A 13,102-nucleotide genomic window follows, 5' to 3' on the forward strand; every position below is an offset into this window, starting at 1 on the left:
CACTTCAGGGATGCTAAGGAACGCTCAGGGACGCTCGCCGCGTGCCAGCCGGTTTTCGATCTCGCTCACCACGGGCAGCAGGTCGGCCACGCTGTCGATCACGTAGTGGGCGCCCGCGGCGCGCAGACGCTCCACGGCAGCCTCGCGGCGGCGCGCGAACTCGTCGAGCGGGAGCGCGCGCACTTCTTCCTCGGTCATGCCGAACGCGTTGCCGCTCACGGCCACGCCCACGGCCCACGTGCCGCCATTGATGCCCTCTTCGATGCCGACCTCGGTGTCGTCCACCTTGATCGCGTCGCGCGCGAGCCACACGCCGAGCTGCGGCAGCGTGCGATAGATCATGTACGGCGACGGCCGGCCTTCGGGCGTGTCGCCGGTGCAGACGATGCTGTCGGGCTGGAAGCCCTGCGCGGCCGCCCCCGGCACGATCTGGTCGATGATCTCGCGCGTGTAGCCCGTGGTCGAGCCGATGCGCACGCCTTCGGCGCGCAGCGCGGCGGTCACGGCGGGCACGCCCGGGATCACGTCGCTGTACTGCGCGGCAACCGCGATGTTTTTCGGCACGAACACGTCGTACACGGCGTCGATGTCCGCGTCGCCCGGCGCGTGGCCGTGGCGCGCCTCCCAGGCTTGAGCGACGCGCGGCAGCGCCATCAGCGCCGCGATGTGCGGGCGCTTGGCCATGCCCATCGGGCCGCGCGCCTCGTCGATCGTGATCGGCACGCCGAACGCTTCGAAGGTTTCGACGAATGCGCCCATCGGCGCGCGCGAACCGTAGTCCACCACCGTGCCGGCCCAGTCGAAGATCACTGCCTTAACGTGTTTCATTGCCTTAAGTCCTGCGAAATGCCTGCGTAGAGAGTTCTTGCGTGGTATGGCTGCTGCATGGGCCGGTGCTAACCCTTCATGCCGCGAGCGCCTCGCGCGCGCCGAGCGCGGCGAGATCCGGCGCGCCGCTCGTCACGCCGAGCGTGCGCAGCGCCGAACCGCACGCGGTCACGACGCGCCGCATCACCGTGTCGTCCAGCGCGCCGATGCAGCCGATGCGGAAGCTCTCGACAGTGGTCAATTTGCCCGGATAGATGATGAAACCCTGCACCTTCATCAGTTCGTAGAAGCGCTCGAACTGGAAGGCCGGATCGGCGGGCGAGAAAAACGTCACGATGATGGGCGAGCGCCATGGCTCGGTGAGCAGCGGCTCGATGCCGAGCGAGCGCATGCCCGCGACCAGCACGTCGCGGTTGCGCGCATAGCGCGCGAGACGCCCGGGCTGGCCGCCTTCAAGCGCATGGAGGCGCAGCGCCTCGACGAACGCGGCGACCGTATGCGTGGGCGGCGTGAAGCGCCACTGGCCCGTGCGGTTCATCACGTCCCACTGATCGTGAATGTCGAGCGAGAGCGAGTGGCTGTTGCCCTTCGCCTCGCGCAGCACGTCCTGCTTCGCGATCACGAAGCCGAAGCCCGGCACGCCTTCAATGCACTTGTTCGCCGACGAAACGAATGCGTCGCACGGCAGCTTGCGCACGTCGAGCGGCACCGCGCCGAACGCGCTCATCGAGTCGATCAACAGACGGCGGCCGTGGCGCGCCGTGACGGCGGCGATCTCCTCGATCGGGTTCAGGATGCCGGAGCTGGTCTCGCAGTGGACCACCACGACGTGCGTGATGTCGGCGTTGGCGACGAGAAGGCGTTCGACGTCGGCGGCGCGCGGCGGCAGATAGTCGCCGGTGTCGTGCACGGTGTGGCGGCGGCCCAGATAGCGCAGCGTCGTCGCAATGCGCTTGCCGTAGGCGCCGTTCGCGAGCACGAGCGCGTGACCGTCGCGCGGCACGAAGCTGCCGAGCATCGCCTCCACGCAATAGCTGCCGCTACCCTGCAGCGGCACGCAATCCCAGGCGCCTTGGGTGTCGCCGGCGATCGCCAGCAGGCTGCGGCGCAGGTGGGCCGTCATGTCCCGGAACTCGCCGTCCCACGAGCCCCAGTCGCGCAGCATGGCTTCCTTCGTGGAAGCGGCCGTGGTGAGCGGCCCGGGGGTCAGCAGATAAGGTTCGGCGGGGGTGGGCATGCGGCGACTCCGGTCGGGTTTCAGCATCGAATGCCGACACAGTACCGGAACGCAGCACATCGGTAAAATCGATATAATCGATGCTCATATAAGCTAAACTTATCAGAACCGGATCGCCATGCAGTACGCCCAGTTACGTGCCTTTCACGCCGTCGCCGAGCACGGCGGCTTCTCGCGCGCCGCGCAGGCGCTCTCGCTCACGCAGCCGGCCATCTCGGACCACGTCCGCAGGCTGGAGCAGGACTTCGGGGTCAAGCTCTTCGAGCGTGCGCCGCGCGGCGTCGAGCTCACCGACCTCGGGCGGCGCCTCTTCGCCGTGACGCGCCAGATGGTGGGCTGCGAGCGCGACGCCCGGCGGCTGCTGGAGGCCGCGGGCGCGCTGGAGTCGGGCGAGCTTTCGCTGATCGCCGATGCCCCCGACCTCGCGATCAAGCTCATCGGCGTATTCCGGCGCCGCTATCCCGGCGTGGTGGTGAAGCTGTCGATCGCGAACGCCACCGAATGCCTGCGCCGCGTGCTCGCCAGCGAGGTGGACGCGGCGATCACGGCGGCGCGCCAGGTGCATAGCCGCCTGCAAACGCGCGTGCTGCGCGAAGAACCGCTCGTCGCGGTCGTGCCCGCCGAGAGCCCCGCCGCGAAGAAGCGGCGCATGAGCTACGAGGAACTGGTGCGCGAGCCGATGGTGTTTCGCGAGGCCCAGTCGGTGACGCAGCAACTGCTCGAAGCCGAGCTCGTGCGCAAAGGCTTGCAGGTGCAGCCCGTGCTCTACGTGGACGGCCGCGAGGCCTTGCAGACGGCCATCGCGCAGGGCGTGGGCGTGGGGGTGATCGCGCATGCGGAGTTCGGCGAGTCGCGCCGCATCCGCATGGTCCCGCTCGTGGATTGCCAGGTGCGCATGGTCGAATCGCTCACGCGGCTCGCCGATCAGCCGTCTTCGAACCTGCTCGACGCACTCTTCGCGATCGAACCCGACTGAGCGTGGCCGGCTCTGGCGCGGCGTGCGGGGCAGGCTTCAATGCTCTGCACCCCTTTTCATTTCCCGCACGAGGCCGGGCATGGCGTGGCAAACTGGTCGAGTCGTTTCGCCCCGGAGCCCGTCATGGAGCGTCCGTTCACCGATCGCCGCGAAGCGGGCCGCCTGCTTGCGCAGCACCTTTCCCCCTACGCTGCACGACGCGACGTCGTCGTGCTCGCGCTGCCGCGCGGCGGCGTGCCGGTTGCCTTCGAGGTCGCCGCCGCGCTGGGCGCGCCGCTCGACGTCCTGCCCGTCTGCAAGCTCGGTACGCCGTGGCAGACGGAACTCGCCATGGGCGCGCTCTCGTCGAACGGCGCGCAGTTCGTGGACGAAGCGCTCGTGCGCGAAGCCGGCGTGAGCGTGGCCCAGCTGCAAAGCGCGCTGGCCACGGCGCGCATCGAACTGGGACGCCGCGAAGCGCGCTATCGCGGCGAGCGCTCGCCGGTGCCGGTGGCCGGGCGCGTGGCGCTCGTCATCGACGACGGGATGGCGACGGGCGCGTCGCTTCAGGCTGCGGCACGGGCGCTCGCGACCCTCGGTCCGGCTCGCATCATCGCCGCGGTCCCCGTTGCGCCCGCCCTGGCGCGCAATCGCCTCGGCAATGCCGTGGACGAACTCGTCAGCGTGCTCGCGCCCCAGCACTTCTACAGCGTCGGGCAGTTCTACCTCGACTTCGAGCAGGTTGGCGACGACACCGTGCGCGAACTGCTCGACGAAGCGGCCCGCGGCCCGGATCCGTCCTGAGGGCCAGGCACCGGTGTACACCGGTGCCTGGCCCTGCCCCGTGGCTCAGCGCACAGGATTGGCCGCATGCTCTCCTGCCACGGTCTGCCAGGGCCGCACGCGCCAGCTTCGGACCAGCCCTGCCGTGACATAGGGATCGGCGCGCGCGAAAGCTTCGGCGGCGGCGGGTGTCTCGCCCTGGAACAGCAGGAGCGCGCTGTCCACGGGATCGGCCACCGCGCCCGCGAGCAGCAGTTCGCCCCGCTGCGCTGCCGCCCAGGCAAGCGCGAGATGAGCGTTGCGATGCTCGGGGCGGCGTTCGAGATAGTCTTCGGCGAGTTCGTACATCAAGAGCCAATGCATCGTGCCCTCCTCCAGGCGTTCGTGTAACGGCATTGTGCGTCATGCCGTCAACCGCGGACATTGCTGCCCCGTTTTCAAGAAGGCTTTGCCATAATGGTCGCCGCGAAAATGGACCGCCAAGGCCCGCTCGCACGACTACCGACAACGTCGAAATCCCAAAGGGAGTGACCCATGAAGATGCAATCCGTTATCGCTGCAATCGTGCTGGGCGGCGTGCTGGCCGCACCGGCGCTCGCACAGACGCCCGCCTCCGCGGCCGCGCCGAACAGCCAGCAGCAGAAGATGAAGGCATGCAACACGCAGGCCGGCGACAAGAAGGGCGACGACCGCAAGGCCTTCATGAAGCAATGTCTTTCGGCCAGCGGCGCACCGGCGCCGACGATGTCGCAGCAGGAACGGATGAAGGCGTGCAACACGCAGGCCGGCGACAAGAAGGGCGACGACCGCAAGGCCTTCATGAAGCAGTGCCTCTCGACGAAGAGCTGACCGCCGCACGGGTTGCCAACGCGCGGCGGCTACGGTAGCCGCGCGTTTTTCCCCTCCGCTCGGGCACCGCCTTCGAACACGCCGTTTTTCTCCTATGATGGCTCCAACGGCGGTCCCATCCCGAACGACATAACGCATACGCCATCGGGCCGCCGGTTGACGTTGATGCCAATGGCATCGAACGGAGGCACGGATGGCATGGAGACACAAGAACCGCTGGTTTCGCCGCTGGCTGCTGGTGATCGTATTCTGGCTGGTGCCGGTGATGATCGTCGCCGTGCGCGAGGTTCAGGAAGAGATGGCCTACAACCGCGAGGAACTCCAGCGGGCGCTGGCCACGTGGACGTTCACCGACGCCGAACGCAACGCCGGCCTGCCGCAGCGTTGCCAGGGTAGCGCCGACGCGGCCCGCGCCGCCGGCTGCCCGGCCGACGTCCTGACGCAAAACGCCGCACGCTGGCAGGGAGCGCAAGACGAATACGCATTGCGCCGCAGTACCCTCTTCGGCTATCTCTGGCATGCATTCGTCGGCTACTGGATCGTGCCCGCGGCCACGCTGCTCGCCCTCGGCATGCTGATCGGCGGCGTTCGCCGCGCGCTTCGGCGGCCGCCCGCGAAGCCCGCCGCGAAAGCCGTACCCGAGCCATGACGCGGTTGCCGTTTATCGTTGCGCCGGTTGCGCCGACTGCACCGGTTGCGGCGTCCGCAAGCATTTATCCATCGCGCATATCACCGAATTCCCGCACGTCGCGCCGAGACCGCGCGGCAGCGCAGCTCCGGGCTCGCTGGACGGGCTCGCTCGAACAGCCCTCCGAAGTATCTGTGCTATAACCGCTTCAGCCCGCATAGCCGGTCTTCCCGGCCATTAGCGGTGCGGTTTCCGGCCACCAAAACGGAGAAGAAAATGCAAAAGTATGGCTTCCTGCTGAAGGCATCTCTCGCCATTGCGATCGCCAGCGCCACGCTCGCAGGCTGCAGCACCACCGGCGATCAACCTCCCACCGCCGCTTCGAACGACGCACGCAAACAGGCGATCGACGCCAGCGTGGACGGTACGCTCTCGCGCCTCTTCCAGACCGTGCCGGGCTCGCGCGAACTGGTCGGCAAGGCGCGCGGCATCCTGGTGTTCCCGAAGGTCACGCAGGCGGGTATCGGCATCGGCGGCGAGCACGGCGACGGCGCGCTGCGCGTAGGCGGCAGCACGGCCGGCTACTACAGCACGACGTCGGTGTCGGTGGGCGCCACGCTCGGCATGCAGACGAAGTCGGTCGTCTACCTCTTCATGACGCAGGATGCGCTCGACCGCCTGCATAGCTCGGAAGGCTGGTCGGTGGGCGGCGACGCCTCGGTCGCGCTCGTGAAGGTCGGCGCGAACGGCAGCATCGACACGACCACGGCCGTAAAGCCGGTCGAAGTGTTCGTGATGACCGACAGCGGCCTGATCGGCGACCTGTCGCTCAACAGCACGAAGATCTCGCGTCTCGATCTCTAAGGAAGCAACGCGCGGGACGCTCCGCGAGCGCTTCAGCTCGCGGACGTATCGATCACCTTGAAGCGCGAGCGCCGGCTCGCGCGTATCACCGCCTGATATGCCTCCACGTATTGCTGCGCCATGCGGCGCGACGTGAAGCGCTCCTCGAAGCGGCGCCGTACACCGGTGCGCGGCACGCGCGCGAGGCGGCTCACGGCCGCGACGGCGCCGATTTCGTCTTCCACGATGAATCCCGTCACCCCCTCGTCCACCACTTCCGGCACCGCGCCGCGGTTGAACGCGATCACGGGCGTGCCGCAAGCCATCGCCTCGATCATCACCAGACCGAACGGCTCCGGCCAGTCGATCGGAAACAGCAGCGCGTGGGCGCCCGAAAGGAACTCCGCCTTTTGCGAGTCGGAAATTTCGCCGACGAACTCGACGCCTGGCAGTGCCAACAGTGGCTTGATCGTGCGTTCGAAGTATTCGCGGTCGGCCTCGTCCACTTTCGCCGCGATGCGGATGGGCAATCCGCAGCGGCGCGCGATGCCGATCGCCGTGTCCACGCGCTTTTCCGGCGAGATGCGGCCGAGGAAGGCCAGATAGCGCGGCTCGACCGGCTGCGGCACATAGAGGTGCTCGGGCAGCCCGTGATAGACCGTGCTGAGCCATTTGGCCTGCGGCAGGGGCTGGCGTTGCGCGTTCGAAATCGAAATGACCGGCGCCGTGTTGAAGGTATCGAAAACGGGCTGCTGCTCGGGCAGATCGAGGCGGCCGTGCAAGGTCGTCACGAACGGGGTGTCCTGGCGCTTGAACACCGAGAACGAGTAGTAGTCCATATGGAAGTGCAGCACGTCGAACTGGTCGGCCTGGCGGCGCACCATTTCCATGAGCAGCATATGCGGCGCGATGCGGTCGCGAATCGAGGGGTCGAGGCGCAGCGCGCGTGGCCAGACCGGTTCGAGCCTGGCACGCGTGACCGAGTCGCCGCTCGCGAACAGCGTGACGTCGTGGCCGAGGTCCACGAGCGCTTCGGTGATGTACGAGACGGCGCGTTCCGTGCCGCCGTAGAGCTTGGGCGGAACCGATTCGGTGAGCGGGGCGATCTGGGCGATTCTCATCGGGAGTCTCCGTCTATCCGGTGCGCGGGCGCGATCGGGCAGCGCCGCGGCTTCTGATCTCATGGCTCATTGTAAGGCAAGGCGAATGCGAGCCGGCACGGCGGCGAGCGGCGTGACAAACGGTGTAACAAACGGTGTAACAAACGGCGTGACATATGGCGCGACAAACGGCACGGCGACGGGCCGTCCGCCGCCCGGCACGCCCCCGCGCAAAGCTTCGCTGCCGTGCAAACCGTGTACCCGTGCCCGCGCGCGCTCCCAGGCGCCGGCCTTCAGCGCGACGGCCATTTCCAGGGCGGCAGGTCGAGCGCTTCGGCGTCGGCCAGCGCGGTCGCCCCCAGCTTGCGTTCCAGCACGATCGAGCGGCTGCCCTCCTCGCGCTCCAGCGCCGCCACGAGGCGCGCCGCATGCGACACCACGAACACCTGCGACTGCCGGGACGCCCGCGCGATGAGGCGCGCCAGCGACGCCAGCAGATCGGGGTGCAGGCTCGTCTCCGGTTCGTCGAGCACGAGAAGTGCGGGCGGCCGCGGACTCAGCAAGGCGGCCGCGAGCAGCAGGTAGCGCAACGTGCCGTCCGAAAGCTCGGCCGCGCGCAGCGGCCGCAGCAGCCCATGCTGGCGCAGCGCCAGCTCGAAGCGCCCTTCGTGATTGACGATCTCGACCCGCGCGCCGGGGAAGGCGTCGGCAACGGCCGTGTCGAGCGCCTCGCCGTCGCCGATCTCGCGTATCGTCTGCAGCGCCGCGGCGAGATTCGCGCCGTCGTCGGCAAGCACCGGCGAATGCGTGCCGATCTGCACCTGACGCGCAGGGGCCAGCTCGTCGGTACGGAAATGATCGTAGAAGCGCCACGAGCGTATCTGCTCGCGCACGGCGATCATCTCCGGCGCGCTGCGCGGGTCGGCGAACTCCGACATCATGCTGTCGAAGCTCGCGACGGGCTGTGCCAGCGTGGTCCAGTCGCCCGCCTCGTCGCGGATGCGGATCGCCGGCCCCCGGCGGTCGACGAGCAACGCCGAAGGCCGCAGCAGCGGCCCATTCCAGATGCATTCGCGCTTGATGACCGGATCGAGCGCGAACTGCGACGTCGACGCCGTCGGCAACCCCAGGTCGATCGCATAGCCGAACGCGTCCCCCGCGAAGCCGAGACGCAAACTCACGACCTCCTTGCGCACGGTGCCCTGAACCGGCACGGCGCCCTCGAGCGCCGCGCGGGAGAAGCGTTCGGGGCCGGCCCAGAGCGTGGACTGCAGGCCGCCCTCGCGCGCGAGCGAGGGAATCACGCCGCCGCGCGCGGTGAGCGCGAGCAGGCGCAATGCGCGGTAGAGATTCGACTTGCCGCTGCCGTTCGGTCCGGTAATGACGTTGAGCGGCCCGAGCGGCACGATCAGCTCGCGCAGCGAGCGGTAATTGGCGATGGCGAGCGTGGTCAGCATGAGGCATGTGTGGCGGAAACGATCGCCGGATCATACGCAATCGCGCGCGGGGCCGGCCCGAGGCTGTGCTTCGCGCAATGCCTCGCGCGAAGCCGGGGCAAGGCGTCGCCGCGACCGTCAGCGCAGCCGGGGCACGTTGCTCAGGTCGCTCAGGAAGGTGTCGCGCCAAACGCCGAGATCGTTGCGCCGCAGCGCCGCCATGTTGATCTCATAACGCGACTGGCGCTCCGCAAGCGGCATCGACAACGCCTGCTGCAGCGCCTCCGCCATGCCGGTCGCATCGTGCGGATTGACAAGCACGGCGCCCGAAAGCTCGGCGGCGGCGCCCGCGAAGACCGAGAGCACGAGCACGCCCGGGTCGGCGGGATTTTGCGCCGCCACATACTCCTTCGCCACGAGATTCATGCCGTCGTGCAGCGGCGTGACATAGCCCACCTGCGACTCGCGAAACAGCGACATCAGCTTCCAGCGGTCGTACTGCTGGCTCAGATAGCGGATCGGCGTGTAGTCGAGCCCCGAGTAGCGGCCGTTGATACGCCCGGCCTCGCGCTCGAGCTCCTCGCGAATCATCCGGTAGCTGGCGACGTCCGAGCGCGTGGGCGGCGCGATCTGCACGAGCGTGACCTTGCCGCGCCACTCCGGGGCGTCTTCCAGCAGTTGCTCGAACGCGTGGAAACGCTCGACGAGCCCTTTCGAGTAATCGAGCCGGTCCACGCTCATGATGAGCTTGCGGCCTTCCAGGCTCTGCTTGAGGTCGAGCACGTGCTGGCGGCTCTCGTAGCGGGCCGCCTGCTCGGCGATCTCGTCGGGAAACACGCCGATGCGATAGACACCCGTGCGCAGCTTGCGGCCATACGCTTCGACCTCGGCTTTCTCGCCGTGCTCGATCACCTTGCCGTGCGCCTCGCGCGCGACGTAGTCGTGGAACGCCTGCTGGTCGTTGCGCGTCTGGAAGCCCAGCAGGTCATAGCAGCACAGCGACCTCACGAGCTCGTCGTGCGGCGGAATCGTCTGCAGCACCTGCGGCGAGGGAAACGGAATATGCAGAAAGAAGCCGGTCCGGTTCGCCACGCCCTCGGACCGCAGGGCTTCGGCAAACGGGATCAGGTGATAGTCGTGCACCCAGATGTTGTCCTCCGGGTCGACCAGCTTGACCAGCTTGTGGGCAAGCCACGCGTTCACGCGGCGGTATCCCGCGTACTCGTCGCGCTCATAGCGCGCGAGGTCGTTGCGGTAGTGGAAAACGGGCCAGAGCGTGGCGTTCGAAAAGCCGCGGTAGTACTGGTCGTAGTCCTTGCGCGTCAGGCCGACGGTCGCGAACGTGACGGGCTCCTCCTCGACGAGGGCCGGCCCCGCGTTCGCCACGCTTTCGCTGACGACGTCGCCGCTCCAGCCGAACCAGACGCCGCCCGCATCCTTGAGCGCACCGAACACGCCCACGGCCAGCCCGCCCGCGGAGCCCTTGGTCTCCGTCGGCGTTGCCACGCGATTCGACACGACGATCAATCTACCCATTCCGGCTTCCTCCGCACGTCTAGCCTCGGCTTCGGACACAGGGCGGGTTCCCTTGCGCCACAGGCCGCCGGCGCAGCCTGCCCGGCTGCCGTGCTACCGGTTAGCACGAGGCGTGCCGCGTACGGACTGGCCTGGCGCGTGCCGCCGTCAACGTCGAAAACCGGCCCGGCGGCGGGCGGATCAACCGGCGCTCAATCGCCGCCGCTTCCGGGCGCGCAAGGGAACGCCTTGCCGAGGCCGAGCGAAATGGCCGTGCTGGCGTTATAGCCCGCCACGTTCGGGTTGTCCGCGATGTACTTGCGCACCGCGTCGGTCAACTGCGCCGAGCGCGCGTCCGGCGGCAGGCAGAAGTACTGGCCCACGCGCGGCCCGGTCGTGCCGCCGATCGCGTCGATGGTGTTGAAGATCCCGTCGGCGGCGCCTTCGATGTAGGCCGCGCACGCGCTACGCGAAGCCACATCGGTCTTCGTGCAGAGCCGGTTCAGATCGCTGGCCGTGAAGGCGAATGCCGACACCGGCAGAACGAGCGTACCGGCGCAAATCAGAGCCCGCAGCATGGTTCTCCTTTATTCGTAACTGTGGGGTGCGGCGCCCGCCTGGGGCCGCCTCGCCGCTGGTCGGTCCGCTAGCTGGTCCGCCGCCGGTCGGTCCGATCCAGCGGCAATCCCGTTATTTTGCACCGTTTTGCGGCGCCGCCGTGTCGGCGGGCTGAGCGCCCTGCTGCGCCATGCGGGCGGAAAGCCCCTTGATCGCGTCCGGCGACTTGTACTGCCTGGCGAAGTCGAGCGCGTTCATGCCGATCTGGTTCTTCGCGTTGAGGTCCGCGCCGTTGTCGAGCAGCAGCTTGAGCGTGGAGATATGGTCGCCGCGCGCGGCCATCATGAGCGGCGTGGTGCCGTTGGGCGACGGCGCGTCCACATAGGCCGAATAGCCGAGCAGCAGCTTCGCGATGTCGTCGTGGCCGTTCGCCGCCGCGTAGTGCAGCGCGGTCCAGCCCTTCTTGTTGACTTCCGCGCCCTTCGTGATGAGGAGCTTCACGAGGTCGGTGTCGCCGTTCAGCGAAGCCATCATCAGCGCATTCTCGCCGGCGCCGTCTTCGGCCTCGATCTTCGTTTGCGGATTGTCGAGCAGCACGGCCGCCACCTTGTCGGACTTCTCGCGGGCGGCCAGCACCAGCAGCGGCATGCCGTGGTCGTCCGTGGCGTTCGGGTCCATGCCGCCCGCGAGATCCTTCTTGACGGCACTGTCGTCGTCGAACTTGACAGCCTTCACGAGCGAGTCGACCGACGCGGCGTGCACGGGCGCGGCGGCCAGCAGCGCGGCGCTCGCCCCGAAGGCGAGCGCCGCGGCCACGCGTCGCACGAACGCGGCACGAACGGGAGAGACGGCGGGTGAAAGCGGATTAAAGTTCATGTGAGGCCTTAACGTTTTTCAGTATCTTGTTGATAACAAATGATATTGACAGCTCCGGGCCAGGCATTCAAACCGCTGCCGGGATCTTGAAAAGCCGGAAGAAGTTCTGCGTGGTGGCCGCGCCGAGTTCGGCATCGGAGATTCCCCGCTGCTGCGCAATGAATCTTCCGACATGGCTCACGTACGCAGGTTCATTGGGCTTGCCGCGAAAAGGCACCGGCGCGAGGTACGGCGAGTCCGTTTCGATCAGCAAACGGTCGATCGGCACGCGGCGCGCCACGTCCTGCACGTCGGTGGCGCTCTTGAACGTGACGATGCCCGACAGCGAAATATAGAAGTTCTGCGCGAGCGCCGGCTCCGCGACGGACCACGGCTCGGTGAAGCAGTGCATCACGCCGCCCGGCACGCCCGCGCGCTCCTCTTCCATCAGGCGCAGCGTGTCTTCGGAGGCGGCGCGCGTGTGGATAATCAAGGGCTTGTTCGTCGCGTGCGCCGCGCGGATATGCGTGCGAAAGCGCTCGCGCTGCCACTCCATGTCGGCGATCGTGCGCTCGCCGAGGCGGTAGTAATCGAGCCCCGTTTCGCCGATCGCGACCACCTTCGGGTGCGCGGCCAGCTCCACGAGTTCGGCAACGCCCGGCTCCTGCGCCTCCTCGTGGTCCGGGTGCACGCCCACCGAGGCGTAGACGTTCTCGAAGCGGCTGGCGATGTCGAGCACCGAGGGCAGCGTCTCCAGATCGACCGAAACGCACAGCGCGTGCGTCACGGCGTTCGAGCGCATGTTTTCGAGGACCTCAGGCAGACGGTCGGCGAGACCCTCGAAATTGATGTGGCAATGCGAATCGACGAACATGGGCGGTCCTGCGTGGTTTCAGGCGGCGGGCGCGGTGTCGAGCCGCTTGCCGAGGATGATCAGATCGCGCTCGATGCCGTCGAGCACGGCGACACGCGGCAGCGTGCCCCACGCCGCGAAGCCGAAGCCCTGGAAGAGCCGCATGCTCGGCGCGTTGTGGCCGAACACGAAGCCCAGCACCGTATGGATATCGAGGCCCGGCGCGGCTTCGAGGGCGGCGGTGAGGAGCTTGCGGCCGAGGCCCTTGCCGCGCGCGGCTTCGTCGAGATAGATGCTGACCTCGGACGTGTGCCGGTAGGCCGGGCGGCCATAGAAGTCGGAGAAGCTGAGCCACGCGATCACGCAGCCGCCTTCCTCCACCACCCACAGCGGCCGCGTGGTAGGCCCGTGCGCGTGGAACCACGGCAGGCGGCTTTCCACGCTGACCGGCTCCAGATCGGCCGTGACCTGCCGCGACGGCACGGTCGAGTTGTAGATGGCGACGATGGCGGGCAGATCGTCGAGGGTGGCATCCCGGTAGACAAGACTCATGGTGTTCTATTTCGGCTGGGGCTCGCATTGCCTGCGGTTTGGCGCATCCGTGGCGCATCCTTAACGCATCAGGCGCGGCGGGCCGGGTCGGTGGATCGGTCAGGTTGGCG

The 13,102-nt window shown here is 67.9% G+C and carries 15 protein-coding genes; 5 read left to right on the plus strand and 10 right to left on the minus strand.

Annotated elements, in window-relative coordinates; genetic code table 11:
- Window positions 1-24: 24 nt before the first annotated feature.
- Together phnX and BAC01S_RS20080 are read right to left on the minus strand one after the other, a co-directional pair.
- Window positions 25-828 (minus strand): phosphonoacetaldehyde hydrolase, encoded by an 804-nt coding sequence (phnX, locus tag BAC01S_RS20075; RefSeq protein WP_027796366.1) that lies wholly within the window; start codon window positions 826-828, stop codon window positions 25-27.
- A 76-nt stretch (window positions 829-904) separates the two neighbouring features.
- Window positions 905-2,065 carry a 2-aminoethylphosphonate--pyruvate transaminase gene (locus tag BAC01S_RS20080; protein ID WP_027796367.1) on the minus strand — a complete coding sequence of 387 codons (1,161 nt, stop codon included), beginning with the start codon at window positions 2,063-2,065 and terminating at the stop codon, window positions 905-907.
- A 118-nt stretch (window positions 2,066-2,183) separates the two neighbouring features.
- Between BAC01S_RS20080 and BAC01S_RS20085 the strand changes: the two genes are divergently transcribed.
- Entirely contained in the window at window positions 2,184-3,041 is an 858-nt protein-coding gene (locus BAC01S_RS20085; protein WP_027796368.1) for a LysR substrate-binding domain-containing protein, read from the plus strand.
- Window positions 3,042-3,164: 123 nt separating this feature from the next.
- On the plus strand, window positions 3,165-3,824 hold the full coding sequence (locus tag BAC01S_RS20090) for a phosphoribosyltransferase (RefSeq protein WP_027796369.1): 660 nt from the start codon (window positions 3,165-3,167) through the stop codon (window positions 3,822-3,824).
- 45 nt (window positions 3,825-3,869) lie between these two features.
- On the opposite strand, the gene BAC01S_RS20095 is transcribed toward BAC01S_RS20090, so the two are convergent.
- A complete protein-coding gene (locus tag BAC01S_RS20095) occupies window positions 3,870-4,166 on the minus strand; it encodes a YciI-like protein (RefSeq protein ID WP_027796370.1) in 297 nt (98 codons plus the stop codon).
- A gap of 171 nt (window positions 4,167-4,337) precedes the next feature.
- Between BAC01S_RS20095 and BAC01S_RS20100 the strand changes: the two genes are divergently transcribed.
- The 3 genes from BAC01S_RS20100 (at window position 4,338) to BAC01S_RS20110 (ending at window position 6,144) form a co-directional block, all read left to right on the plus strand.
- Complete coding sequence (locus BAC01S_RS20100) at window positions 4,338-4,652, plus strand: PsiF family protein (RefSeq protein WP_027796371.1); 315 nt, start codon at window positions 4,338-4,340, stop codon at window positions 4,650-4,652.
- Between the two features lie 193 nt (window positions 4,653-4,845).
- On the plus strand, window positions 4,846-5,301 hold the full coding sequence (locus BAC01S_RS20105) for a hypothetical protein (protein ID WP_027796372.1): 456 nt from the start codon (window positions 4,846-4,848) through the stop codon (window positions 5,299-5,301).
- A 255-nt stretch (window positions 5,302-5,556) separates the two neighbouring features.
- Window positions 5,557-6,144 carry a BPSL1445 family SYLF domain-containing lipoprotein gene (locus BAC01S_RS20110; RefSeq protein ID WP_027796373.1) on the plus strand — a complete coding sequence of 196 codons (588 nt, stop codon included), beginning with the start codon at window positions 5,557-5,559 and terminating at the stop codon, window positions 6,142-6,144.
- A gap of 32 nt (window positions 6,145-6,176) precedes the next feature.
- Here the strand turns inward: BAC01S_RS20110 and BAC01S_RS20115 are convergent, their stop codons facing one another.
- From BAC01S_RS20115 to BAC01S_RS20145, 7 genes are all read right to left on the minus strand, one after another.
- Window positions 6,177-7,244, minus strand: coding sequence for a glycosyltransferase family 4 protein (locus tag BAC01S_RS20115; protein ID WP_027796374.1), 1,068 nt, complete (start codon window positions 7,242-7,244; stop codon window positions 6,177-6,179).
- Window positions 7,245-7,516: 272 nt separating this feature from the next.
- On the minus strand, window positions 7,517-8,680 hold the full coding sequence (locus tag BAC01S_RS20120; RefSeq protein ID WP_027796375.1) for an AAA family ATPase: 1,164 nt from the start codon (window positions 8,678-8,680) through the stop codon (window positions 7,517-7,519).
- Window positions 8,681-8,797: 117 nt separating this feature from the next.
- The gene (otsA, locus tag BAC01S_RS20125) at window positions 8,798-10,195 is read right to left on the minus strand and encodes an alpha,alpha-trehalose-phosphate synthase (UDP-forming) (RefSeq protein ID WP_027796376.1); all 1,398 of its coding nucleotides are present in this window, start codon (window positions 10,193-10,195) and stop codon (window positions 8,798-8,800) included.
- 191 nt (window positions 10,196-10,386) lie between these two features.
- The gene (locus tag BAC01S_RS20130; protein ID WP_027796377.1) at window positions 10,387-10,752 is read right to left on the minus strand and encodes a Rap1a/Tai family immunity protein; all 366 of its coding nucleotides are present in this window, start codon (window positions 10,750-10,752) and stop codon (window positions 10,387-10,389) included.
- A gap of 112 nt (window positions 10,753-10,864) precedes the next feature.
- Window positions 10,865-11,608 (minus strand): ankyrin repeat domain-containing protein, encoded by a 744-nt coding sequence (locus BAC01S_RS32015; RefSeq protein ID WP_043202973.1) that lies wholly within the window; start codon window positions 11,606-11,608, stop codon window positions 10,865-10,867.
- Between the two features lie 67 nt (window positions 11,609-11,675).
- Entirely contained in the window at window positions 11,676-12,461 is a 786-nt protein-coding gene (locus BAC01S_RS20140; RefSeq protein WP_027796378.1) for a TatD family hydrolase, read from the minus strand.
- Between the two features lie 18 nt (window positions 12,462-12,479).
- The gene (locus tag BAC01S_RS20145) at window positions 12,480-12,992 is read right to left on the minus strand and encodes a GNAT family N-acetyltransferase (RefSeq protein ID WP_027796379.1); all 513 of its coding nucleotides are present in this window, start codon (window positions 12,990-12,992) and stop codon (window positions 12,480-12,482) included.
- Window positions 12,993-13,102 lie beyond the last annotated feature (110 nt).

It is taken from the genome of Paraburkholderia acidipaludis NBRC 101816, assembly GCF_000684975.1.
GTDB classification, from domain to species: Bacteria; Pseudomonadota; Gammaproteobacteria; order Burkholderiales; family Burkholderiaceae; genus Paraburkholderia; species Paraburkholderia acidipaludis.